The following is a 23,604-nucleotide window of genomic DNA, read 5'->3' on the forward strand; positions in this document are numbered from 1 at the left end:
AGTGTTGTCCATATCAATGAATAATTTAGTTTTGATGATAGTATTCTCCTTTATTGAAAACGCTTACATTTTCGGAATAGACAAAATTATACAGCGTCGGAATAAAAAAATCAAATGTATACCAATTTTATACATTTGATTTTTTGTGAATGCGTTGTGTGATAGTTTCAGAGGTTGAAGTAGGATGATAAAAATGTTGCGACACCATTTTCCTCATTGCTACTGGTGATATCCGTGGCTGCCGATTTAATTAGTGGAATAGCGTTAGCCATGGCTACTGATACAGTGGCGAGTTTAAACATAGATAGATCGTTAGCCTCATCCCCAAAAACAATCAAATCTTTTGAAGTTAGGGACAATTTTTTTAGTAACACTTTGAGTGCAGCGCCTTTACTGACGTTGCTAGGCACAAATTCTAGCAGTGTTCGCCGAGATCTTGTAAATGAAATATTCTTGGTTAACACGGGTGTGTGATTAAGAATATTTTCGAGATAGTTCAATTTGTCTTCTGTTTCGCAGACGACAAATTTGTTAAATGTCAACGTTGTTGGCAAATCAGTGATACTGACTTGCTGATAATGCAGCAGTTTACCAATTAAGTTAACATAGTTAGACTGCCCAAAGTCTGCAATAGAATAGACAATTTCTGGACAAACAATATCAATGGGCAAATTAAGATTATGGATTAAATTGAAAATCTCAGACATATCACTAAGCGTGAAACGTTTGTTTAAAAGCGTTTCATTTGTATTAATATTTTTAACCACACCACCATTGAACAAGATGACATAGTCATCATTTTTGTTTAGCTCTAGTTGTGTTAAGAAGGGTTGTACGTTTGGGAATGGGCGACCGGTTGTTAAAACAATATGATGGTTATCAGCATGTAATTTTTTCAAAATCGTAGCATTTTGGTGGGATAGCGTACGGTCTGATTTGAGTAATGTATTGTCCATATCCAAGGCAATTAATTTTGGCGTCATGTTAGGCTTTCCTCTTTCTTGGTAACGTTAATTTGTGATATTACCATTTTTAGTCGGTCAAACTCACTATCCGACAGCTCACTGTCTATCAGAAAAGTAGGTTGTTTCGTCGCAATTTCAGTCGATTCCGTAATAATCAAATCAAACTGATTGGGTTCATTTGACGAGTTTTCAAAATCATTAAGTGAGACAATTGATAATTCGCATGGTGCAGAACTACTACGTTTGATTAATGTTTCAAAAAGATTTTGACTATAAATCGGAAGTGACGTCACCATTAAAATGTGTAATTTATGCATTTTTTCGTGGGACAAGCTAAAATTGTAAAAAATCATTGCTAGAATGCTAATCTGATCGGTTAGTAGTCCAAAAGGGAACAAACGTTGATACAGTGATCGATTAGTGATTTGACTCAGTGCGTCGGTGACGTATTTTTCAAAGGTTTCGTTGTGATATAAGTAGTCATATACGGTAATACTTTGGTACTTAGATGAATACCAAAAGGGCTTGAGCTGTGTTTGTATTTTGCGTGTTAAAACTTCTTGCTCAGCTTGACTGATCTTAATATCTGAAGTGAGGACAAAGGCTTTAACGATTTCATGACTGACAACTAAAAGATCTTGAAAGGCACGTGCACTGAAATGGTTATCCTGTTCTTTCGTCACACTCAGTAGTTGCAAGGTTAGAAATAATTTGACGGCGTCTGGCATCTCTAATGAAAAATTTGTTTTGGTAATCATTGAGAAGTCATTGATAATATCGTTTTCTTTGCGTTTGGTAAAAGAAACCACGTCAGCGGATGTAAATAAACTTTCCTGTGCAATAGGATCTAGCTCACTATACAGCGAAGCAAGCGTTGAAAAAATAGTTAACGTTAAAGCATTGGAAATTGATATCTTTTTGCCTAGAGAATCTTGATACATATTTTTTAATTTTTCGCTGATTAATAAAAATTTTGAGTAAGGTATGTGTTTATCCAGTGACCGTATAAAATACGATAGTGCATTCTTGTGACTCTGCAGTAAGGCTAGGCCGTTATAGGCATGCACGAATGAGTCGTACAACGGTTCTGCAAACTCAAAACCTGATTTTTTCGAAAAAACGGGTTTAAATGTCTCTCGCTTTTTGAGATCTGATATATCACGGAGAACTGTATTTCTAGAGACAGAAAATAATGTTTGAAAAGCAGATAATGTCCATTTTTTAAGTGGTAGTGCCAAACAAATATCAATAATCAGTTGCCGTTCATAGGAATTAATATAATCATCTGAAGGAACATGAGACAATTTTGCTTTCAAAACGGTAATTTGGTTTTGTGTGATTCTGGTGTTTGGCGCCAAAAAAGGGAGATTTGATGAACGCAAATCAGAATTGGCGCTTTGTAATAAGTAATAGATTTTACGACTAGATAAATTGAGCCGGTTAGACATCGTTTGAACATTTGGGAGCAGATCTTGATTGGCTATGTAGTTAATGAATGTGGTGTAATTCATATTTGGTACGCTCATAATTAGTGTTCCTTTCCAAAACGTGTATTCACTTTGATTTTACAATGAGCAAGTGATTGATTACAGTCTCATTCAAGCATTTTCATTGTGAGGTAATGGGACTGTTTATTTTTTTAATTCTCAACCATAATGTAATTGTACCAGCAAATGTAAGCGCATACATTTTAAAAAAGTTTGGAAGAAGGTTTAAAGAAATGGCAAAAGCAACAACAATTCAAGAGGCAACACGAGAAAATTGGATTCAGAATACATTCCCAGAGTGGGGCACTTGGTTAAATGAAGAAATTGAACAATCAAAAGTACCCGAAAAGAATTTCCGGATGTGGTGGTTAGCCAATAATGGTATTTGGTTGAAGACACATGAGGACACCAATATTTTAGTTGATCTCTGGAATGGTACTGGTAAACAAACACATGGTTCAGGTTTGATGAAGCAAGGACATCAAATGATGAGGATGAGTGGCGTGCAAAAGATGCAACCGAACTTGCGTCTACAACCATTCGTTATTGATCCCTATGCTGTTAAAAATGTCGATGCCTTATTGGTGACACATATCCATTCAGATCACCTAGATATCAATACAGCAGCGGCTGTGTTACAAAATAGTGGCCCAGAAACGAAGTTTATTGGTCCTCAAGCGGTTGTTGACATTTGGAAAGGTTGGGGAGTTCCTGAAGAACGCACAATTGTTGTTCACCCAGGAGATGAAGTGACCGTGAAGTCGGTTACGATCAAGGCTTTGGAAGCTTTTGATCGGACAGCGCTATTAACTGTCGATAACGATGTCACAATCAAAGATTCGCTACCACAAGACATGGATGAAATTGCTGTCAATTATCTATTTAAAACATCTGGTGGAAATCTATATCACGCCGCCGATTCGCACATGTCAAATATGTTTGCTAAACATGGGAATGAGAATCATGTTGATGTTGAAATTATTAACTATGGTGAAAATCCGCGAGGCATAACAGATAAAGTTACATCAATTGATGTTTTGCGATCAGCTGAGGACCTGAAAGCCAAAGTTGTGATTCCTGTACATTATGATATTTGGTCAAATTTCGATGCTGATCCGCAAGAAATCGTTAAGTTATGGGAAATGAAAAAAGACACACTTAACTATCAATTCCACCCATTTGTATGGCGTGTTGGTGGTAGTTACACTTTCCCAGAAGATCAAAACAAGATTCAATATCATTATGACCGTGGCTTCTCAGATGTCTTTTCAAAAGATAATGATGTGCCATTCCCTTCATTCTTATAAGGAGTAATCAAAATGACAATGCTTAATTACTTTTACGACAACGACTTGGTAAGAATTTACCATGACACGCCATCAAGTTGGCGGGAGTCGTTGCGTGTTGCGGGTGAAAATCTCAAAGAAAAGGGAATTATTACCGAGCAATATATTAATGAAATTATTAAAAATGTTGAAGACAATGGCGCCTATATTGTCATTGTACCTGGTGTGGTGATGCCACACGCATTAGCTACGGGACCAGGTGTTTTAGGAACAGGTATTAGTTTCACCAAATTTAATGAAGCTGTTTCGTTTGAAGATGGCAATGTTGAAAAACAAGGGAAGCTATTTTTCACGCTAGCAGCTAAGGATGAAAAGCAACACCTAGAGAATATTCAAAATTTAATGTCGTTATTGATGACAGATGGTGTGATTGAAGCGTTGTCAGATGTTGAATCAATGGACGATTTCGTTCAAGTGATGAATCAATTTGATAAAATCCCTGCTGAGCAATGAGGAGAGCATGATGAATAATATATTCGCAGGAATATTAGCTATTTGGGAATTTTTTGCCAATAACATTTTGACCCAACCAGCCTACATGATTGGTTTCATTGTCTTGATTGGTTACATGTTAGAGAAAAAGCCATGGTATGAAAGTTTGGCTGGTTTTCTAAAAGCCACGATTGGTTACATGATCTTAATTGTTGGCTCAAACGGACTGGTAACAAGTTTCCGACCGATACTAACAGGACTGAAAGACCGCTTTCATTTAACGGCAACTGTGATTGATCCTTACTTTGGTCAAAATGCTGTGACAGATGGATTAGAAAAAACGTTTGGCCGTTCATTTGGCGACGTCATGATTTTATTGCTAATTGCCTTTGTCTTTAATATTTTATTGGTAAGATTTTCTAAATATACAAAATTACGTGCAGTATTTACTACTGGAAATGTTCAGGTACAGCAAGCAGCAACAGCATTTTGGATTTTACTATTTGCGATTCCGAGTCTTGGACGAATTGAAGTTTTGCTTGTTATGGGTGTGTTACTTGGCTTATATTGGGCTGTTGGATCTAACATGACAATCAAGCCAATTCAAAGGCTTACTGATGGTGGCGGTTTCGCAATTGCCCATCAGCAAATGTTTGGGATTGCATTGGTTGCATGGTTAGCAGATAAGATGAGTTCTTCTGAAAAAAAGAAGAACAAGCCAGCTTCTAAGCGCTTGGAAGATATTACTTTACCTGGTTTTTTGAAAATATTTAATGAGAATATGGTGGCCACCGCGATATTAATGTTTCTATTCTTTGGCATCATTATGTTCGTATTAGGAGAAAATTATTTCCATCAACTATTCATTACTAGTAAAGGGACCTCTGGTTTAGCTCAGGGTGCGAGCTTCTTCTTCTACATTCTCACAACATCCCTTGGCTTCGCTGTTAACTTAGCAATTTTGCAACTGGGTGTTCGAACATTCGTTGGGGAACTAACTGAAAGTTTCACTGGTATTAGTGATACGATCCTACCAAATTCTGTGCCTGGTATTGATGTTGCGGCGACATTTGCCTTTGGTGAACAAAATGCCGTGACAATTGGTTTCTTGTTTGGCGCATTAGGACAATTTTTAGCCATAGGGGCACTGATGATTTTCCACTCGCCAACTATTATTATTGCCGGATTCATTCCGTTGTTCTTCGACAATGCCGTGTTTGGTGTTATTGCCAACAATCGAGCTGGCGCTAAAGCAGCCATGATTTTGCCATTTTTCTCAGGCATTATACAAGTTGTCGGCGCAGCCCTAATCTCAACTTGGATTGGTATGTCAAAGTTCGGTGGTTACTTGGGTATGTTTGACTGGGATACTGTTTGGCCAGGATTCACAGTTATCTTGAAGTATCTAGGTTACTTCGGTGTTGTCGTGGTAGCTGCAATTCTACTGCTAATTCCACAACTGGAATATCGTAAGGATCCTAAAAATTATTTCTTGATGGTTGAAGATTATGATGCCTATAAAGAAAATAAGGGTCTTGAATAAAAATTAATTTGTTTTAATAAAGGAGAATAATAATGAATATTTTAGTTTCTTGCGCTAATGGTTCGGGTACAAGCTTGATGATGATGAAAAGTGTTGAAAAATCAATGAAAAAGCTTGGCATTCCGGTATCAAAAATTAACCACACAAGTATTGCCGAAGGAAAGTCAACGGCAAGCCAGTATGATGCCGTTTTCACACCACTTAACTTTGTGGACATGTTTGAAGATGCCGCAAAAAAAGGCGTGACAGTGGTCGGTGTCAAAAATGTTATGAGTGACAAAGAAATCACCCAACGAATTGTTGACGAAACTGATTTTGAAGAGAAATACAAGAAGTGAGGATAAAAAAATGACGAAGCCTAATCTACAAATTGCTTTAGATCAAAATACATTAGCTGATGCTGCAAGAATTGCGCATTTAGCAGGACCGATTGTTGACATTGTTGAAGTTGGTACGATTCTTGAATTGCAGGCGGGACAACAGGCCATTAGTGTTTTGCGAGAGATGTTTCCCGATAAAATTATTGCATCTGATACCAAGTGTGCGGATGCTGGCTCAACGGTGGCTCAAAATTCAAAAGACGCTGGAGCTGATTTGATGACAGTTATTGATTCAGCAACAATTGCTACAATGAAATCTGCAAAGTCGGTTCTTGATGGGATACAGGTTGAATTGTACTCAGCATGGAATTGGGATTTGGCGGAGAAATGGCAACAAATCGGTATTGAACAAGTCATTTATCACCAAAGCAGAGACGCCTTATTGGCTGGTGAAGTGTGGGGTGAAAAAGACCTCAACATTGTCAAAAAGTTTATTTCAATGGGATTCAAAGTTTCTGTTACCGGGGGACTTAATTTAGACACGATTAAATTGTTTAAAGATGTGCCAGTGTATACATTCATTGCTGGTAGAGCCATTACGGGTCAAGATGATCCCGCAGCAGCTGCACAAGCCTTCCAAGATGAAATTGGAAAGTACTGGGCATAACGATGGCGCGATTGGGCATTAATGAAAAATCCTTACCGTTCCAACTGTCATGGCGGGAAAAATTGGTATTTGCTAAGCAGCAAGGTTTCTCTTTTATTGAATTATCAATCGACGAAAGTGATGAGCGTATTGCGCGCCTAGATTGGTCGGACAATGACATATTTAGCCTACTAAAAAATTCGTATGAATCGGGTGTTTCAATCGACACAATGATGCTATCAGCATTACGTAAATTCCCTCTAGGTTCACAAGATCCTGTCCTTTATGATGCTGCATACCGTATGTGTCAAAAAGCAATTATCTTAGCTAAAAAATTGGGAATAAGAAATATTCAAATTGCTGGATATGATGAATATTATCATGCCAAAACAGCACTCACCCGTGAGAATTTTATTGAAAATTTACAGCGAGTAGTTGATTTTGCAGCGGCGAATCAGGTTATGATTGCGATTGAAACGATGGACGATGACTTTATTAATTCAATTAACAAGATCAGAAAAATCAAACAAAATATTTCGTCACCGTGGCTGCAAGCTTACCCTGACATTGGTAATATTTCAGCATGGCCACAGGTAAACCCTGGGGAAGATTTGACTGATGGATTTGAAAATATCGTTTCGGTGCATGTCAAAGATACCTTAGTTGTGACAGAAAATACATCCGGTAAGTTTAAAAATGTGCCTTTTGGAACAGGTAATGTTGAATTTTTAGGATTATTTAAAACATTGAAGCGGCTTGGTTATCAAGGCACATTTACGATAGAAATGTGGTCAGAACGAGACAAAGATTGTGTTGACCAAGTCAAAAAAGCACACGATTTCATTCTTGAATTATTGACCCAAGCAGGTATTTTAATAGAGGTAGTATGATGTTAGAAGAACTAAAAAATGAAGTATATCAAGCAAATATGTCTTTGCCTAAATTGGGATTGGTAACATTTACTTGGGGTAACGTGTCGGGAATTGATCGTGAAAAAGGATTATTTGTGATTAAGCCATCTGGTGTTGCCTATGAAGATTTGAAGCCTGATGATATGGTAGTGGTTGATTTAGATGGTAACGTTGTGGAAGGTGATTTAAACCCTTCTAGTGATACACCAACACATGCCTATCTGTATCGGCATTTCAAAAATATTGGTGGTATTACGCATACACACTCACCATGGGGTGTTTCCTTTGCGGCTGCTCAAATGGATATTCCTGCTGTTAGCACGACACACGCAGACACTTTCTATGGTGATATTCCGTGCACGCCAGCTTTGAGTCAAGAAGAAATTCAATCAGCTTATGAGTTAAATACAGGAAAAGTCATTGTGTCAGAATTTGAGCAAAGGCAGATTGATCCTGATGCGACCCCTGCTGTGCTAGTCAGCCAACATGGACCATTTACGTGGGGCGTCGATGCCTCAAAGTCTGTATATAATGCTAAAGTATTAGAAGTTTCAGCAGAAATCAGTTATCATGCGCTACAGTCGACACGTTCGGATATTCATGTGCCCCAATATTTACTTGATAAGCATTATTATCGCAAGCACGGTGTAAATGCTTACTATGGGCAAAAAGAAGCAGTTTCTGTTAATCATAGTTAATTCATGTCGCAAAATACCCCAAAAGCTATTATGCTTTTGGGGTATTTTGTATGCAACCGTGTTTGTCAAAATCTCAAAAGTCAATATAGAATAAAATCTTATCAATGATGTCTATCATGATAAGACAAATGGTAAAAAACACCTAGTTTTCAATTGATAATAGGGTGCAACTAACGGTTGCGACCTCCGCAAAAAAGTCTATACAGCACTTTTGTGAGAAAATGTTTATTGATTAAATTGTTCATGTATAATCATTTTTATCAGCTGATGAATTAAGATCACGGAGAATAATATTAAGTATGGAAAACATTTTCAAATCGCAGTTAAGCGCTTTGCGGCAAAAAAAGCACTTGTCACAAGAATTGTTAGCACAAAAATTATTTGTCTCTAGGCAATCAATCTCTAAGTGGGAGAACGGCGAATCCGAACCTAACATTGATAAGCTTATTTCTATTTCAGAAATATTTTCGGTCAACTTAGATTTTTTACTTGCTGGTCATACACATGGCGATGCTTTAATATTGGAGCTGAAAAATTTAAACAAATCATTCAAAAATCCTGTTTTAAAGGATGTCAATTTATCTATTTATGGTAGAGATCGTATCGCTTTGTTAGGCAGCAATGGATCAGGTAAAACAACAATTGTTAATACGATTTTGGGCAATATCATTCCGGATAAAGGTAGTGTCGTTAAACATTTTAATGCACAAGATGACCTCAGCGTTATGACGCAAGAAAATTGTTTGATTGCCTCTTTAAAGGTTCGCGAACAAATTGCTTTATCTTTGAAAATATATGATGCCTACTCAAAGATCAACATAGATGATTTGCTCAAAAAATTTAGATTGACTGAGCAATCTGAAGTGATCGTTGATCAACTTTCCGGCGGACAAAAACGGCGTTTAGCATTACTTTTGACGTTAATTAAACCATCAAAACTATTGATACTAGATGAACCAACAGTGGGCATGGATTTAGAATCAATTGATTTATTTTGGGATTATTTGGATCATGTGGGTGGCAGTGTCGTCACTATCACACATGATTTCAATCAAATTGATAACTACTTTACACGTGTCGTGTTACTAAAAGATGGTGTGATTAAGTCAGATGAATCAGTTGCCAATATTCACTCTAATAATCAGACGATTGAACATTGGTATCGTCTCATGAATCAATAATTAAAGGAGCTATTTAATGATTACTTGGATAGAAATTAAAGATACATTCAGAAATAAACGTTTTATTTTGTTTACAGTCGTTTTCCCATTAGCGTGGTATTTAATGATGCTAAGTGTTTTTAACGGCATGACACACAATCCTGTTAATCGTTATTTGTGGTTTACAATTGCTGCGATAATCGGTATTTCGGGTAATTCTGTTGTGACGTTTTCTAAAAAAATATGTGATACCTATCAGTTTTATAAATTACAATCTCAAACTTCGCATTATAGTATCAAACGTTGGATAACAGATCAGTTTATCGTGCAAGTTATTTTGAATGCCTGTATCGTTTTTGTTATTTTAGTTGCTGGCGCCTTATTTGGATCTTTGCCGATTAATTTGAGTTTAGGCATGTTAGTTATCTTGCTACTCATAATGGGACTGTATTTAAACGCAATCGGTTTTTTAATTGGTATTTATATGGATCAAAAGACAATTGCTGCGCTCAGCATGCCGTTGAGTATGGGATTTGGCGTTTTGATGATTCGCTGGGATACCGTAACGGCCGCTGACGGTATCTTAATAAAAATAATCTCGATTGTGCAACAATTTTTCCCTGGTTACTATATTTTTGACTATATTAAAAAAATTGGACAAAGCCAGTCAGTCAATCAATCTTTATTTAAATTTTTGTTGAGTGTTTTATTGATTGCCATTCCGTTTATTGTTATTTATTTGAAAAAACAGCAATTGGTATCACGATACCACGTGAAAAACTAAGCCCTTCTATTGAATAGGGTAGCCTCGAAAGTGAAAAAACTTGCGAGGTGTTTTTTATTTTATAAGTCTAAAGCGTTGTCCTCATCAAGTTCTCGTCATAAATTAAGGGGATATATTTTCAATAGAGACAAGTAAAGACCGTACTTTGAAAATAACCGGTTAAACCATTATAATAGTGAGTGACTAATAATAAATCAGTATTGAAACCTTAGTTAGGTTGATTTGATACGCTGGGGAGAATATAAATGCAAGTAGCAATCATTGGTGCCGGTCCGCGTGGTTTAGCGGTAGCTGAGCGCCTTATTAATTTGGATGACAGTGATAATCAACTTGATGTACAAATCTTTGATCCATACGCCATTGGTGGTCGTGTTTGGGACCCCACAATCAAACAAAACAACTTATTCTTGATGAATACAGTCATTGACCAAGTGACACTATTCAATGATGATTCAATTGAAAACGGAGGCAAACCTTTTTCAGGACCAAGTCTCTTTCAATGGTTAACCACCGAAGCGCCTAATTTTATTGCACAACACCCAGAATTTGATAGTGCCTATGCGAGTGAAATTTTGCAGCTGACACATACTGGTGATTTCGCAACGCGTGGTATCATGGGCATCTATGCGGCTTGGTTTTTTGAATGGTTAAAAAGACGTGTCAAAGGCAATCAAACGCTTAATTATACGAAACAAACTGTGGCCGATTTAGTTAAAATTGGGACAAAATTTCAAGTGACACTTGGTGATGGTACACAGATATTAGCAGACCAAGTTGTCATGGCACTTGGGCACGCTGATGATGAATTGACATCTGAAGAAGCTGATTTTAAGGCATTTGCCGATGAACACCACTTGCCTTATATTGGACCAACTCACCCATCAGAAGCTGATTTGTCAGGCTTGACAGAAAATAATCGCGTGATTATACGTGGCTTGGGATTGAGCTTTTTCGATTATTTAGCGGCACTTTCAATTGGCAAAGGTGGAACTTTTGTCCGTGATGATTCCGGAGAGTTAATTTATCAACCCTCTGGTCACGAACCACATATTATTGCAGGTTCGCGCGGTGGCTTCCCGCTACATGCGCGCGGTGTCAATGAAAAAGACACTAGTGAGTTATACCAGCCAACTTTCTTTACGTTACCTGCTCTTGAGGCGCTACGTGCTGCTGGAGACGGTAAAATGTCTTATGAGGCTTTTGAAAGTTTAGTGGTTAAGGAATTGACCTATAAACACTTGCTAAATCGTATTAATAGTGGGCAAAGTAATCTGACGTATGATCAATCCGAAGCGCTTAAAGTGGCATTACTCACGAGTGGTGACTTGAATGCCACAGCTGCCGAATTTGGTTTGAGTGATATACCATCATTAGATATTGATTTGGTACGTAATCCAGCTCGTGATTTGCCAAATGATGCCGATTATCGCACTTGGGTATTATCGTATTTAGCTGCGGATATTGCTGATGCACGGCTGGGGAACAAATCAGCACCATTTGCTGGCGCGTTTGATATTCTGCGAGATATGCGTGACCGTGTGCGCTATGTTGTGGAACATGATTATTTCTCAGTTGATGATTATGAAAAGTTTTTGACCAAATTCCGTCCGCTGGACGTTTTGGTATCAGTTGGACCACCATTATTACGTGTCGAACAGCTTCGTGCGTTGATAAAAGCCGGTATTGTTGATATTACCGCGTCACAAATCAAGGTGACAACCGAGGACGGTCAGTTTGTTGCACGAGACAGCCGACAACAAGAATACCGCGGCAATGCCTTAGTGGAAGCAAGGTTAGGTGCAACTAACATGGCAATCGCGGTCAATCCTATTTTAGTTAATTTGCGCGATAAAGGAACACTGGTATCGCCAACTTTGATGCGTCAAGATGGGACAAGTTGGACATTGGGTGCTGCTAATATTGATCGCCAAACATTAGAAGTTATTGATGCAAATGGGGATCACATTCCCAATTTGTACTTGTATGGCATTCCTGTTGAAGGGAAAAAATGGTTTGGCACAGTGATTCCTCGTCCGGGTGTTAACACGGTGATTTTGCGAGAAGGTGCTGTCATTGCACAACGTATTTTGGAGAACTTGTGATGGCAAAATTATTTACAAATGCGCGACTATACCAAGAAGATGAACAGGTTTTTAGACCAAACGCATGGTTCGTGGTAGCAAATGATCATATTGTTTCACGTGGAACAAATGATGTGCCAAGTGATTTTTCAAGCTTAGAAACGACTGATTTGCAAGATCACTATGTCATGCCAAGTCTGATTAATACGCATGTTCACATTGCTAATCGTGTATTTCCTGTTGGTGCTAATCAGTTGATCAAAACTGATGAAGAACGAATTCAAAATGGTTTGGCAAATCTTCAAACGTTGCAACAAAATGGTGTAGCGTTTGCTCGAGCATTAGCAACGACAAATGATTTAGATATTGACATTGCCAAGCGGGCTGAACAACAAAACTTGATTGGCTTACAAACTGCTGGGCGTGCAATTACAACAGTTGGTGGTCATGGTTCAAAGCAAGGGATCGTGGTTGCAACCCCTGCCGAGATGCGGGCTGCCGTGCGTGGTCATTTTCTAGCAGGTGTTGATAACATCAAATTGTTTGCCAGTGGGGGCATTGCTTTTAGTCCTAATGAGCAACCTGATGATGTGCAAATGTCATTTGAGTTAATACAAGCAGCTGCTCAAGCAGTTCATGAAAAATCTCATGCTCGTTTGGCAGTCCACGAAGAAGCGCTTGAAGGCGTTAAAATTGCTTTGCGTGCTGGCGCTGATGGCATTGAACATGCTTTTGATGCTGATGATGAAGCGATTAATTTGTTTCTTAAAACGAGCGCAACACTGACGCCAACGCTGACAGCACCCTATGTAATTGTCAAACGTGGGGATGGCATTTTACCAGAATGGATGGTTAAAACAGCTTATAAGTGGGCACCGCGACACATGCGTGCTTTGGGTCAATATGCAAAAGCCGGTGTTAAATTAACACTTGGGACAGATGCCGGATCACCGCTCAACGGCTTCAATGATACGGCATTAGAGGCACAATTGATGGTGATGGCAGGTGCAACACCGGCACAAGTGTTGCAAGCTGCGACGATTAATGGTGCTGAATTGCTACATATTGAATCAGAGTATGGGCACTTGAAGACGGGTGCGATGGCTAACTTTATCGTCATGGACCAGTCTCCGCTTGAAAATATAACGGCAGTAAATTTGCCAACCGTTTATTATAAAGGTAAACTAGTGTCAGAGGCACCAGACCGTTCTGGTGAATTACAATACCCATTGAATAAAGGAAGCTTGGACTATTGACAATTCAGCTTATTGCAACTGATTTAGATGGTACGTTTTTGACAGATGACAAGAAGTTTGACCAAACGTTATTTCGGCGTGTTTTGAGTCAATTAAAACGTCAAAATATTGCTTTTGCCATTGCAACTGGCGTTCATCAAGAGCGAATCAACGTTATTTTTAAAGACTTTTTGAATGAGCCGATTAATTTTGTGACCAATAATGGTGCGCGTGTCATTAAAAGCGATGGTTCAGTGCTGTTTTCAAAGGCTTTATCGTTGAAAACATTAGCACATATTCAAGATTTTTTAGTTAATTATGATGTTCAACCTGATCGTGGTTTGGTCTTTTCGACTGATGAGACGGCTTATTTGCCACGGTACGCTAACATTAAAAATAGTGAACGGTACTTCAAGCTTTTTAAAAATATTGTTCGGTTTGAAAATGTTTCAGATATTCCGGAGCCAATATATAAAGTAACAATGAGTTGGCAAAACTTTGACGAGTCTCAATTTTATCGTGACGCGCGGCTGGCATTAGGTGATGCTGTCCACATTACTGAAACAGGGACTGGAGCGATTGATATTATCGCGGCCGGTGTTAATAAAGCGTCTGCTCTCAATATGTTAGCGTCGAGCTATGGTGTTAATATGGTGGATGTTGTCGCTTTTGGTGACGGTGGCAATGATGTTGAAATGTTGTGCGCGGTTGGGCAACCGTTCAAAATGCCAAACGCACGCATCACGGGTGATTATCAAACAGCAGTTGATGATAATAACAACAGCGGTGTGTTGAAAACAATTCAGAAGATAACGCATTTATCATAAAAAAAGCATTGCAGGTGTGCAGTGCTTTTATAATACTTGTCAGGAGGTATTATTATGGCATTAGGATTTATTGGTACTGGTGTGATGGGAACGGGTATTATTAATAATTTACTCAAAGCTGGACATCATGTCACGGTTTATAATCGCACCCAATCAAAGGCAGATGAAGTGATTAGTCATGGCGCCGTGTGGGCGGATACACCAGCAGAAGTTGCTCAACAAGCCGATATTGTTTTTAGCATGGTCGGCTATCCCCAAGATGTTGAAGATGTTTGGACCCGAGATGATGGGATTTTTGCCGGTGCTAAACCAGGTAGTATTTTAGTGGATATGACCACTTCGACGCCACATTTAGCTGAGCAACTGGCACAAACTGGCGCGGATTTAGGCTTTAAAGTCTTAGACGCACCAGTATCTGGTGGTGATATTGGTGCAAAGTCTGGTACTTTAACTATCATGGTCGGTGGTGAGGCTGATGTGTTTGAAGCCGTTAAACCAGTTTTTGAAAGCATTGGGCAACAAATTGTGCATGTGGGTTCGGCCGGTAAAGGGCAACACATGAAAATGAGCAATAACATTGGCGTCGCAGCAACAGTCATAACGATGGCAGAATCTTTGGTGTATGCCAAAGCGGCTGGCTTAGATTTAGAAATGGCTTATAATGTTTGGCGTAAAGGGGCTGCTGGCTCTTGGTCAATTGATAACTATACGCCGCGTGTTTTAAAGGGTGATTTTGCTGCCGGATTTTATGCCAAACATTTGCTAAAAGACTTAAGAATTGCACTTGATGCCGCCAAGGAAATGGACATTGACCTCCCTAACACAGCCTTAGCGGAAAAATTGTTTGCAAAATTAAGTGTCGATCACGGGGATGAGGGCGTACAAGCAATTGTGAAATTGTGGGCGGTATTTTCGTCATAATTTGTTGCATTTTTAGTCAATAGTTGTTAATATGGTAGACAGTGTGTCAACACAAAATTTTCTATGTATACCGAGAGATACATAGTCGGAGGATATGATATGAAACGTTCTACCTTAGTCGGCGCAGTTGTCGCCGCTGTTGCAGTTATTGGCATTGGTGCCGCGGTTATCACCAACAATCAGGCTAGTAAAAAGGGCGCGTATAGTGTAGCGCTAGTGACTAGTACTGGTGGTGTTGATGATAAGTCTTTTAACCAATCCGCTTGGGCTGGTATTAAAAAATACGGTCAACAAAATGCACTCAAACAAGGCGTTAATGGCTATTCTTATTTTGTGTCAAACGATAGTTCAGAAATTAAGTCTAACTTGCAACAAGCTGTCAAAGCCAACTACAAATTAGTTGTTGGTATTAGTTTCATGGGTGGTCCGGCAATGAAACAAGTTGCCAAGGCAAACCCTAAAACGCAATTTGCCATGGTTGAAGCAGAAGTACCATATAAAAATGCTGTTTCAATTATGTTCAAATCAGAACAGTCATCTTATCTAGCCGGTGTCGCTGCCGCAACAGCCTCAAAGACAGGTAAAATCGGGTTTGTTGGTGGGGTCAAAGGTGAAGTGTTAGATCATTTTGAAGCCGGCTTTAAAGCAGGTGTCCTAGCCACTAACCCTAAGGCAACGTTCGTGTCACAGTATGCCAATACATTTACGGATGCAGCTAAAGGTAAGACAATTGCTGCTGCAATGTATGCGAGTGGTGTTGATGTGATATTCCAAGCTGCTGGTGCAACTGGTAACGGTGTTTTTGCTGAAGCTAAGGCTGAAAATCAAGCCACTACGGCAGACAAGAAGGTCTGGGTCGTTGGGGTTGATATGGACCAAAAAGCTGATGGTAACTACACAACCAAAGACGGTGAAAAGAGCAACTTTACACTAGCTTCAGCTATCAAACGTGTTGATAATGCAGTCGTTTTGGTGGCTAACCAAGGTAAAAAGGGTAACTTCCCTGGTGGCAAAACAGTCACTTACGGTTTGAAAGAAAAAGGTGTCGATATCGCACGTGACAGTATGCCAGATAACGCTTGGCAAGCAGCACAAAAGGCAAAACAACAAATTTTAGCTGGCAAAATTTCAGTGCCAACTGATCCAACAAAAGTTAAACAATAATTAAGGCTAAGTCAAAAACTTTGATTTACTTGTGCTTGGCTTGAATTCATGGTATGATTATTAGCGAATTGCAAAGTTTTTGCAGGTAAAAATCGCGATTGGAGGTGAACACACATGAAGCGTACATACCAACCAAAGAAGCGTCATCGTGAACGCGTACACGGATTCCGTAAGCGTATGAGCACGAGCAACGGTCGTAAAGTTTTGGCTCGCCGTCGTGCAAAGGGCCGCAAGGTTCTATCTGCCTAACAAGGTCGCTGCTCAGCAGTGGCTTTTTTATTTACAAGTTGAAGCTGATACCTGTATTCAGGCAGCTTTGGCAAATCTAATTTTGAATGCGGGTCAACCGCGTACATAATAGGGAGCCGCGTCACGTTATGAGAAAAACATTCCGTATCAAAAAACCAGAAGAGTTTCAACAGGTTTTTAATAAGCATCATTCGATAGCTAATAAGTATTTTATTGTCTATCAAATGACTAAAACTGATCAAAAGCACTTCCGTGTCGGTTTATCTGTTAGCAAAAAAGTCGGTAAGGCCCATGACCGAGTGTGGGTAAAACGTCGCATACGACAGAGTTTATTAGAATTAAAACCACAAATGCCTCAAGAATTGGATTTATTAGTGATTGCGCGACCAGCTGCCGCACATCAAAGTCAAAAGTTCTTAAAAGAGCAGATGATTCATGTGTTAAAATTGGCTAAGATATTGAAAGAAGAGAATGCATGAAACGTTTTGAGAATATTTTAAAGAGTATTGGCCCTATGCCATTAGTGATGTCAGCCGTGGCATTGGTTTTGATTATTGTTTCTGGTTTATCTTATGAAGGACAGGTTGCGTCCCATAGCTTCTGGAGTGCCATTGTTGCCGTCTTCACCCGTGCCATTTTAGGGGCATCGAGTTGGTTCGGTAATAATTATGGTATGGGTATTATCCTGTTCACGATTTTCATTCGCTTCTTGATTTTGCCATTGATGGTCTATCAAGTTCGTTCAATGATGAAAATGCAAGTGGTCCAGCCAGCATTGAAGGCCTTGCAAGCTAAATATCCGGGTAAGGATACGGAAAGTCGTCAATTAATGATGGCTGAACAACAAGCATTATATAAAAATGCTGGTGTTAATCCATTCGCCTCAATGCTACCATTGATTGTACAAATGCCAATTTTGATTGCGTTGTACCAATCAATCTGGAATTCACCCGTGTTGCGTTCAGGTAAGTTTTTGTGGTTGGAATTAGGTAGCAATGATCCATACTACATTTTGCCAGTGTTGGCGGCACTATTCACCTTTGCCTCATCATGGTTATCAATGCAATCCAATCCAGACCAAAATGGGATAACTAAGGCAATGCCTTACTTATTCCCAGTGATTATCTTTTTCTCAGCCTTGGCAGTGCCTAGTGCATTGTCACTTTACTGGGTGGTGGGTAATGCGTTCCAAACTGTACAAACGTTCTTCTTACAAAATCCATTCAAGATTCGTCGTGAACGTGAAGCAGCTGAAGCACTTGAAAAAGAAAAGCAACGTAAAATTAAAAAGGCACGTCGCGGTAAGCGTAAGTAATACTCAAAAGGGCAATCGGTTGGTTGCCCTTTTTGTATACAATCATGTTTGGAACCGATATATGATATAATATTGTGTAATATTGAAGAGGTAGAGTAAGTGAAAAATTTTATCAAAAATTGGGTTGTACCAATTGTTATTGGATTAGCCATTGCGATGTTAATTCGGACTTTTTGGTTCACATTGGTTAAGGTTGATGGTCCCTCAATGTTGCCTAATTTAGAAAATAGTGAACTTGTTATTGAAAATAAATTAGCAACGATTAAGCGCGGAGATGTGATTGTGTTTGATGCAACACATGAAGATCCGCAAATCAAGTCGGGACACAAAGACTATGTGAAGCGTGTTATTGCAGTGGCTGGTGACACAGTGGAACATCGCGGTGCTAACCTATATGTCAACGGTAAAAAGGTTAATCAGGACTATATTAGCAACGACCAGCGTACCAGTGGCACGTGGGGTGATTGGTCATTGAAGACATTATCATCTCGTGAGGATCTATGGCAAAAGAAAGATCGGAACAAAAGTGTGGTACCTAAAAATATGTATTTTGTCTTAGGTGATCATCGTTCCGTATCAAATGATAGCCGCATGTTTGGCTTTATTGAAAAGAAGCATATATTAGGTAAGGTTTACGTACCATTTTGGAATTCAGATACCAAAGCAAAAGAGAACGTTAATGGCCAATCAAAAGAGTTTTTTGTCAAATAAATTAGCGACCGAACTTGTACTACGCGCAATGCGACCTGAAGATTCAGACGCAGTTGCGCGTATTTATTTGGAGAGCCGACAACATCATTTTTCATGGGTGAAGCACCCTAAATTAGCTGACTTTGTGACCGATTCTCATGGTGAACGGGTGATGGTAGCTGTTTTTGGAAATGAGATTGTTGGCTTTGCGTCGTTATCTGAATGGGATCATTTTTTGCATTTGTTGTTTGTTAAAGAGGGCTGGCAAGGCTATGGTATTGGGGCACGTTTGTTAGAGTGGGCGCGTCAGGCTGTGAATGAACCTTTGGAATTAAAAGTGGTTGTGGCTAACCTTGATGCACAACGATTCTATGACCGCGAGGGTTTTGTCCCAGTCAGAAAATCTCAGCTGGCTAGACCACAAAATGTGACGTACAGGGATGGTAGAAAATGATTGACACAGTTAAAGCAGTTAAAAATTTTAAATGGTATCACGTGTCAAATTTGACGCCGGCGGAGCATCAACGATTGATATCAGAGCATCATTTGACCAATGAAATGATTAATTATGCGGTCGACCATAACGAAAGTGTCCGTATGGAGTATGACCATGCGGCTGATGAAGCCTTAATGGTGATTGATGTGATTTCTTATCATCCTAAAAATGTGGAAACGCGACCAATTGGCATTTTGTTTGCACATGGGGATGTTTATACTTTTACGCACGAGCCAACTGATTACATTAAAACGGTGCTTCTAGAACCACAAAATCAGCAAGTTCGTGCTGCTGATGACGATATCAGTGCTTTTGATTTCATTATGACGGGGCTTTATTCATTAATGACACGCTACGTTGATGAAATTACGGATATTAATCGCAAGAGACGTGTCATTCAAGCGCAATTTGCCGATAAAAAGCGGACAACACAGCAAATGAATGATTTGTTACATTTGCAAACGCAAATGATTTATATTCAAAATTCATTGGCTAATAACCATGCCATGCTGGATAATTATCGGACTGACTTCAAAAAAACGTTGCAAGATTTCGAGTTAGAACATATTGATGATGTTCGTGTCGAAGTTGGGCAAGCTGAGCACATGGCTAATTTGGCAATGGAAGTGATTAATTCAGTGAGTGATGCACTGGGAAATTTGAGTAATCGTGACCTGAACTGGACGATGAAAGTCTTAACAGTCTATTCTATTGTGTTGACTGTACCGACAATTGTCAGTGGCTTTTATGGTGAGAACGTCAAGTGGCTGCCATTTGCTGCGGCCCAAAGTGGCTGGTGGGTCACATTAGTCATTACCGCTGCCTTGATGGCGATTGTGAGCCTGCTGTTGATGTTGAGTGGGTTCTTTAGGAAGTGAGTGATAAGGCGCATTGTGAACCAAGTGTGATAAAAAAGAGACTTCCGCGCAGTGGGCGGAAGTCTCTTTTTTATTGTTATTCAGGGCGTTGTTTCAAAAGACCATTCAATTGTTGATGTGAGTGTTTTTCCCAGTGCAGTAGATAAATTACTACCATTATCTAAGTTAATTGCAAATGACTTATTGCTATCATGATTATACTTGACTTTGAGTCGATCCGCGATTGAGTTTCCAGAAGCAAATGTAACGCGGCCGGAACTCAAATTCTGACCACCATAGGTTATTGGTAGATCACTGGCGTCTATTGTGACATCGCCGTCGCCAACCCATGGCTCCGCTTGAGTAACAGTTACATTATAGTTACCGTATAAATAATCTAACGTGATGCCATCGTTCACATCGTTGTTTAAACCTAATTGAAAAGAGGATAGACTGCCTAGGTTAGCCGTCGAAAAAGATAAATTATCAGCCTCATCAATGCGAGATTCTGGTTCTTGAGCCCAAACATAAGTTACGGGGCGTGAAATAAACGCTGATGACCACATATCAGATGTGGATACTAAATTACCCATTGGGTGGTGAACCGAACCGTTCCCAACAATTTGCCAACTTTGCAAACTAGTAGTAAAAGTAGTGTTTGGAATTGGTGTCGAGGCAGGAGGGGCTTCAGTAAAATCAGGAGAGGATTGGAACACAGTAGATACACCTAATTTAATCTGCCACAGGTTATTAGTATTCAGAAACATTTTTTTAACAGTTGCATCAGGTCTGATTATAAAAGGCGTTAAATCAAGTGTTTCTAATTTTTGGGTGAATTGAAACATACTATTATAATTACTGACCTTTTGTGTATTAAAAGACGATAAATTAATTGATTTTAAAGCCTGACAATCAAAAAACATGTTACTCATATCTTTTACGTTGCCTGTGTTAAATGACGTGAGATCAAGAGAAGTTATGTGTGAGCCAGAAAACATGTAAGTCATAGTAGTAGCTGAACTAGTATTCAAGTTTAGAGTTAATGATGTTAAAGCCTTCAATTCAGCAAACATGTATGACATGTCAGTTACTTTTTCTGTGTCTAAAAATGAGGTATTCAAGGTGGTCAAGGATGTGCAGAATCCGAACAAGCCAAACATATTAGTGGCTGATCGGGTGTTAAGAGACCCTGAAGTAAAGGACGTTAGGTTTTCATTTTTGGAAAAAGTTTGTGTCCAATTTTCGGTCTTGTCGCTGTCAACATTGGTACCATTAAAGGTGGTCAAAGAATCTAGACTCGAAAAAAGTTCAGTCACATCCATAGGAAATGTTACGGTACCGCTAAAGCTAATATCTTTAACAAGTGTTTCTGCGTCTGCGCCATAACTACTTAGATTATCTGTTACTGATTGAGAATTTTGCAAAGTACCTGTGTAAAAAACCATCTTGCCAGTGACAGGGTCTAGTTGCCAAGGCGCAGTGCCATGAACACCAAACAAATATTGACTGTTGGACCAAACAAAAGTTTCTGCCTGACCAGCGTTAACCTCCGGTGTGGCATCAGCGAGGCTGGCAGGAGTATCAAATGTTGCACCAGTGGGAGCGTGTGCAGTGCCACTATATACTTGTTGCCATTTGGATTCCTTGACATAGTAGGTGCTGCCACTATCGATTATGTTTGTGTTAATTGATGGCACTTGAAGTAGACCCCAATTATTGTTATAACTAGCGTTTTGAGACAAGGTGAGCTTCCAAAGCTTTGTAGTACCGGCAAACATGTTGGTATGAGTAGTTGTTGATTTTGTAGTCAGAAATGTCGATAGATCAAGCTTCTCAAGCTGAGAACAGTTTTTAAACATTTCAAACATCGTAGTGACTTTTTTTGTGTTCCATCCGGGAAACGAAACGGTGGTCAACTTGGTATCATTCTCAAACATATTACCAAAAATTTGTGCGTTTTCCGTCTTTAAATAATAATTACTATCAAAACTTGTTAAATTTGGTAAATTAGAAAACAAATAACTTGAATTGACAACTAAATTGGCGGTCCCAGTAAAAGAAATGCCTTGAACAAGTGTAGCAGGTATATTATAGCTTTCTAGATTAGCTTTAACCGATAGACCAGATTCAAATTCACCTATGGAGTTACCACCAAAAACCATTTTCCCGTTTGAGGGGTTAAGTTGCCAAAACACAGAGCCGTGATAACCATTGTAATTAGCGTCGTTATCCCAGACAACACTAACCGGCTGGTTGACTGAAATAGGACCAAGAGTTAACATCTGTTCAGTTGATACGGTTCCTCCTTGTGGGTTGTGGTCGTTTCCAGCAACCTCAACAATACGCCAAGAATTAGAGCGAGTAGTGTATAAATTGCCATCATCAGTTGATAATTTGGTACCAACGTTTGGTGCTTCAAGTAATCCACAAGGAGCCAGATCTGTATTTTTCCCGAATGTAATTTTCCATAAATTTGTTGTATTGGTAAACATGTCATTAGTGGCGGTAGTTGAACTGGACGTACGCATTGCACTTATGTCTACTGTTTGTAATGCTGAACAATTGCCAAAAATTCCTGCTACTGATGTTAAAGTAGTGGTTGTTTTGAAGCTAGTATTAGAAATTTTAAGTAGAGATGAATCATTATAAAAAAGTCTTGCTAGGTTCGTGGCGGCATCGGTTTGAAGATTGCGTGCATCAAATTGTGTTAAATTTGCTAAATCAGCAAATAAAGCTGAAGAATCAGAAGGGAGCTCGACTGTTTTTGTAAAGACAATTTTTTTAACAGCATCTGGGTTGACGGCGGCGTTTGTAAGATTTGTGTCTACTCTTTGTGCTAATGTGCCTGTTGAATTAAATGTGAGCAAGCCTGTAGTACTATCAAAAGACCATGAAACTGTACCATTTGTTCCGGATGAAGAAATCCGTAAATTGTTTGATGATTTTGGCTTAGCTTCATCGGCTTCAATTACATCTGCTGCCTGCTCAATTGGCGGTTCCACCGTTGTTTTAAAAGGACCATTGCTTGAATTGTCAGGTAATGTTACAGTCTTTGAATCTTTGGTATCTGTGGTCTTAGAGACAGGGGTATTCTGATTTTCTGGGGGGTAGATGACGTTTGACTGGCTGACACCGAGATGAGTGGTGTTAGCAGATTCACAATGAGTAAACCAGTTAGAAAGAGATTTTTAAATTTCATAATGTTGCGATGCTCCCAAATGACTATAATTTCGATAAGTCTATTATCACTGTGAAAGATGTATAATTTGCGTGCTAAATATGAACAAATTGTAAACAATTAATGGCTGATTCTTTTAGGGAGAATATCATCAAAAACTTGCATTACTAATAGGTAATTTGATAAGCTATAAACATAAAATAATTGCAGATATAATTGGTTAAAAATGGTGACCTAGTTTCTACCGCACGCCAAAAGGTGCGACTATCGCAAGTTAGTATTCGATTCAAAGACAATGC

The 23,604-nt window shown here is 39.1% G+C and carries 23 protein-coding genes and 1 riboswitch; of the genes, 20 read left to right on the forward strand and 3 right to left on the reverse strand.

Annotated features, from left to right (window positions below; translation table 11 throughout):
- Positions 1 to 167 precede the first annotated feature (167 nt).
- Positions 168 to 983: a Cof-type HAD-IIB family hydrolase gene (locus FF105_RS09510; RefSeq protein ID WP_010292474.1), complete on the reverse strand. Its 816-nt coding sequence runs from the start codon at positions 981 to 983 to the stop codon at positions 168 to 170.
- Complete coding sequence (locus FF105_RS09515; RefSeq protein WP_010292476.1) at positions 980 to 2,491, reverse strand: hypothetical protein; 1,512 nt, start codon at positions 2,489 to 2,491, stop codon at positions 980 to 982. Before FF105_RS09515 ends, FF105_RS09510 begins: the two co-directional genes overlap by 4 nt.
- 194 nt (positions 2,492 to 2,685) lie before the next feature.
- Here FF105_RS09515 and ulaG point away from each other — a divergent pair, with 194 nt between their 5' ends.
- From ulaG to FF105_RS09615, 20 genes are all read left to right on the forward strand, one after another.
- Positions 2,686 to 3,759 carry an L-ascorbate 6-phosphate lactonase gene (ulaG, locus tag FF105_RS09520; RefSeq protein ID WP_004914196.1) on the forward strand — a complete coding sequence of 358 codons (1,074 nt, stop codon included), beginning with the start codon at positions 2,686 to 2,688 and terminating at the stop codon, positions 3,757 to 3,759.
- A 12-nt stretch (positions 3,760 to 3,771) separates the two neighbouring features.
- Entirely contained in the window at positions 3,772 to 4,251 is a 480-nt protein-coding gene (locus FF105_RS09525) for a PTS sugar transporter subunit IIA (RefSeq protein WP_010292480.1), read from the forward strand.
- A gap of 10 nt (positions 4,252 to 4,261) precedes the next feature.
- On the forward strand, positions 4,262 to 5,773 hold the full coding sequence (locus FF105_RS09530) for a PTS ascorbate transporter subunit IIC (RefSeq protein WP_031941304.1): 1,512 nt from the start codon (positions 4,262 to 4,264) through the stop codon (positions 5,771 to 5,773).
- A 32-nt stretch (positions 5,774 to 5,805) separates the two neighbouring features.
- On the forward strand, positions 5,806 to 6,111 hold the full coding sequence (locus tag FF105_RS09535; RefSeq protein ID WP_004913450.1) for a PTS sugar transporter subunit IIB: 306 nt from the start codon (positions 5,806 to 5,808) through the stop codon (positions 6,109 to 6,111).
- Positions 6,112 to 6,121: 10 nt separating this feature from the next.
- A complete protein-coding gene (locus FF105_RS09540; protein WP_010292489.1) occupies positions 6,122 to 6,760 on the forward strand; it encodes a 3-keto-L-gulonate-6-phosphate decarboxylase UlaD in 639 nt (212 codons plus the stop codon).
- 2 nt (positions 6,761 to 6,762) lie between these two features.
- Positions 6,763 to 7,629 carry an L-ribulose-5-phosphate 3-epimerase gene (locus FF105_RS09545; protein WP_010292492.1) on the forward strand — a complete coding sequence of 289 codons (867 nt, stop codon included), beginning with the start codon at positions 6,763 to 6,765 and terminating at the stop codon, positions 7,627 to 7,629.
- Positions 7,629 to 8,348: an L-ribulose-5-phosphate 4-epimerase gene (locus tag FF105_RS09550; RefSeq protein ID WP_010292494.1), complete on the forward strand. Its 720-nt coding sequence runs from the start codon at positions 7,629 to 7,631 to the stop codon at positions 8,346 to 8,348. Before FF105_RS09545 ends, FF105_RS09550 begins: the two co-directional genes overlap by 1 nt.
- Positions 8,349 to 8,647: 299 nt before the next feature.
- The gene (locus tag FF105_RS09555; RefSeq protein WP_010292496.1) at positions 8,648 to 9,529 is read left to right on the forward strand and encodes an XRE family transcriptional regulator; all 882 of its coding nucleotides are present in this window, start codon (positions 8,648 to 8,650) and stop codon (positions 9,527 to 9,529) included.
- Between the two features lie 16 nt (positions 9,530 to 9,545).
- Complete coding sequence (locus FF105_RS09560) at positions 9,546 to 10,292, forward strand: hypothetical protein (RefSeq protein WP_010292497.1); 747 nt, start codon at positions 9,546 to 9,548, stop codon at positions 10,290 to 10,292.
- 245 nt (positions 10,293 to 10,537) lie between these two features.
- On the forward strand, positions 10,538 to 12,394 hold the full coding sequence (locus tag FF105_RS09565) for an FAD/NAD(P)-binding protein (RefSeq protein WP_010292499.1): 1,857 nt from the start codon (positions 10,538 to 10,540) through the stop codon (positions 12,392 to 12,394).
- Entirely contained in the window at positions 12,394 to 13,629 is a 1,236-nt protein-coding gene (locus FF105_RS09570; protein ID WP_010292501.1) for a metal-dependent hydrolase family protein, read from the forward strand. Before FF105_RS09565 ends, FF105_RS09570 begins: the two co-directional genes overlap by 1 nt.
- Entirely contained in the window at positions 13,626 to 14,435 is an 810-nt protein-coding gene (locus FF105_RS09575) for an HAD-IIB family hydrolase (protein ID WP_010292503.1), read from the forward strand. Before FF105_RS09570 ends, FF105_RS09575 begins: the two co-directional genes overlap by 4 nt.
- A gap of 54 nt (positions 14,436 to 14,489) precedes the next feature.
- Entirely contained in the window at positions 14,490 to 15,356 is an 867-nt protein-coding gene (locus FF105_RS09580) for an NAD(P)-dependent oxidoreductase (protein WP_010292505.1), read from the forward strand.
- 99 nt (positions 15,357 to 15,455) lie between these two features.
- Complete coding sequence (locus FF105_RS09585; protein ID WP_010292507.1) at positions 15,456 to 16,520, forward strand: BMP family lipoprotein; 1,065 nt, start codon at positions 15,456 to 15,458, stop codon at positions 16,518 to 16,520.
- Positions 16,521 to 16,634: 114 nt separating this feature from the next.
- A complete protein-coding gene (gene rpmH / locus FF105_RS09590) occupies positions 16,635 to 16,769 on the forward strand; it encodes a 50S ribosomal protein L34 (protein WP_002816117.1) in 135 nt (44 codons plus the stop codon).
- Positions 16,770 to 16,897: 128 nt separating this feature from the next.
- Positions 16,898 to 17,248, forward strand: a complete 351-nt coding sequence (gene rnpA, locus FF105_RS09595; protein ID WP_010292508.1) for a ribonuclease P protein component — start codon at positions 16,898 to 16,900, stop codon at positions 17,246 to 17,248.
- Positions 17,245 to 18,084 carry a YidC/Oxa1 family membrane protein insertase gene (locus tag FF105_RS09600; RefSeq protein WP_010292510.1) on the forward strand — a complete coding sequence of 280 codons (840 nt, stop codon included), beginning with the start codon at positions 17,245 to 17,247 and terminating at the stop codon, positions 18,082 to 18,084. The genes rnpA and FF105_RS09600 overlap by 4 nt, the downstream gene beginning before the upstream one ends.
- Positions 18,085 to 18,183: 99 nt before the next feature.
- Positions 18,184 to 18,795, forward strand: a complete 612-nt coding sequence (gene lepB, locus FF105_RS09605; protein WP_010292512.1) for a signal peptidase I — start codon at positions 18,184 to 18,186, stop codon at positions 18,793 to 18,795.
- Complete coding sequence (locus tag FF105_RS09610; RefSeq protein ID WP_010292516.1) at positions 18,764 to 19,228, forward strand: GNAT family N-acetyltransferase; 465 nt, start codon at positions 18,764 to 18,766, stop codon at positions 19,226 to 19,228. Before lepB ends, FF105_RS09610 begins: the two co-directional genes overlap by 32 nt.
- On the forward strand, positions 19,225 to 20,148 hold the full coding sequence (locus FF105_RS09615) for a magnesium transporter CorA family protein (protein ID WP_010292518.1): 924 nt from the start codon (positions 19,225 to 19,227) through the stop codon (positions 20,146 to 20,148). Before FF105_RS09610 ends, FF105_RS09615 begins: the two co-directional genes overlap by 4 nt.
- Before the next feature lie 80 nt (positions 20,149 to 20,228).
- Here FF105_RS09615 and FF105_RS09620 read toward each other — a convergent pair whose 3' ends face one another.
- Complete coding sequence (locus FF105_RS09620; RefSeq protein WP_147651139.1) at positions 20,229 to 23,129, reverse strand: BspA family leucine-rich repeat surface protein; 2,901 nt, start codon at positions 23,127 to 23,129, stop codon at positions 20,229 to 20,231.
- Between the two features lie 364 nt (positions 23,130 to 23,493).
- Positions 23,494 to 23,591: riboswitch (purine riboswitch) on the forward strand.
- Positions 23,592 to 23,604 lie beyond the last annotated feature (13 nt).

Origin of the sequence: Leuconostoc sp. UCMA20149 (assembly GCF_030400235.1) — a bacterium.
GTDB lineage: Bacteria > Bacillota > Bacilli > Lactobacillales > Lactobacillaceae > Leuconostoc > Leuconostoc pseudomesenteroides.

Bases quoted from the DNA above. Each gene is read 5' to 3' on its own strand.
- FF105_RS09565 (WP_010292499.1), top strand. From the start codon at position 10,538: ATGCAAGTAGCAATCATTGGTGCCGGTCCGCGTGGTTTAGCGGTAGCT.
- FF105_RS09610 (WP_010292516.1), top strand. From the start codon at position 18,764: ATGGCCAATCAAAAGAGTTTTTTGTCAAATAAATTAGCGACCGAACTT.
- FF105_RS09510 (WP_010292474.1), bottom strand. From the start codon at position 983: ATGACGCCAAAATTAATTGCCTTGGATATGGACAATACATTACTCAAA.
- FF105_RS09585 (WP_010292507.1), top strand. From the start codon at position 15,456: ATGAAACGTTCTACCTTAGTCGGCGCAGTTGTCGCCGCTGTTGCAGTT.
- rpmH (WP_002816117.1), top strand. From the start codon at position 16,635: ATGAAGCGTACATACCAACCAAAGAAGCGTCATCGTGAACGCGTACAC.
- FF105_RS09540 (WP_010292489.1), top strand. From the start codon at position 6,122: ATGACGAAGCCTAATCTACAAATTGCTTTAGATCAAAATACATTAGCT.
- FF105_RS09555 (WP_010292496.1), top strand. From the start codon at position 8,648: ATGGAAAACATTTTCAAATCGCAGTTAAGCGCTTTGCGGCAAAAAAAG.
- rnpA (WP_010292508.1), top strand. From the start codon at position 16,898: ATGAGAAAAACATTCCGTATCAAAAAACCAGAAGAGTTTCAACAGGTT.
- FF105_RS09530 (WP_031941304.1), top strand. From the start codon at position 4,262: ATGAATAATATATTCGCAGGAATATTAGCTATTTGGGAATTTTTTGCC.
- FF105_RS09580 (WP_010292505.1), top strand. From the start codon at position 14,490: ATGGCATTAGGATTTATTGGTACTGGTGTGATGGGAACGGGTATTATT.
- FF105_RS09515 (WP_010292476.1), bottom strand. From the start codon at position 2,491: ATGAGCGTACCAAATATGAATTACACCACATTCATTAACTACATAGCC.
- ulaG (WP_004914196.1), top strand. From the start codon at position 2,686: ATGGCAAAAGCAACAACAATTCAAGAGGCAACACGAGAAAATTGGATT.
- FF105_RS09545 (WP_010292492.1), top strand. From the start codon at position 6,763: ATGGCGCGATTGGGCATTAATGAAAAATCCTTACCGTTCCAACTGTCA.
- FF105_RS09560 (WP_010292497.1), top strand. From the start codon at position 9,546: ATGATTACTTGGATAGAAATTAAAGATACATTCAGAAATAAACGTTTT.
- FF105_RS09615 (WP_010292518.1), top strand. From the start codon at position 19,225: ATGATTGACACAGTTAAAGCAGTTAAAAATTTTAAATGGTATCACGTG.
- FF105_RS09535 (WP_004913450.1), top strand. From the start codon at position 5,806: ATGAATATTTTAGTTTCTTGCGCTAATGGTTCGGGTACAAGCTTGATG.
- FF105_RS09570 (WP_010292501.1), top strand. From the start codon at position 12,394: ATGGCAAAATTATTTACAAATGCGCGACTATACCAAGAAGATGAACAG.
- FF105_RS09550 (WP_010292494.1), top strand. From the start codon at position 7,629: ATGTTAGAAGAACTAAAAAATGAAGTATATCAAGCAAATATGTCTTTG.
- FF105_RS09525 (WP_010292480.1), top strand. From the start codon at position 3,772: ATGACAATGCTTAATTACTTTTACGACAACGACTTGGTAAGAATTTAC.
- FF105_RS09600 (WP_010292510.1), top strand. From the start codon at position 17,245: ATGAAACGTTTTGAGAATATTTTAAAGAGTATTGGCCCTATGCCATTA.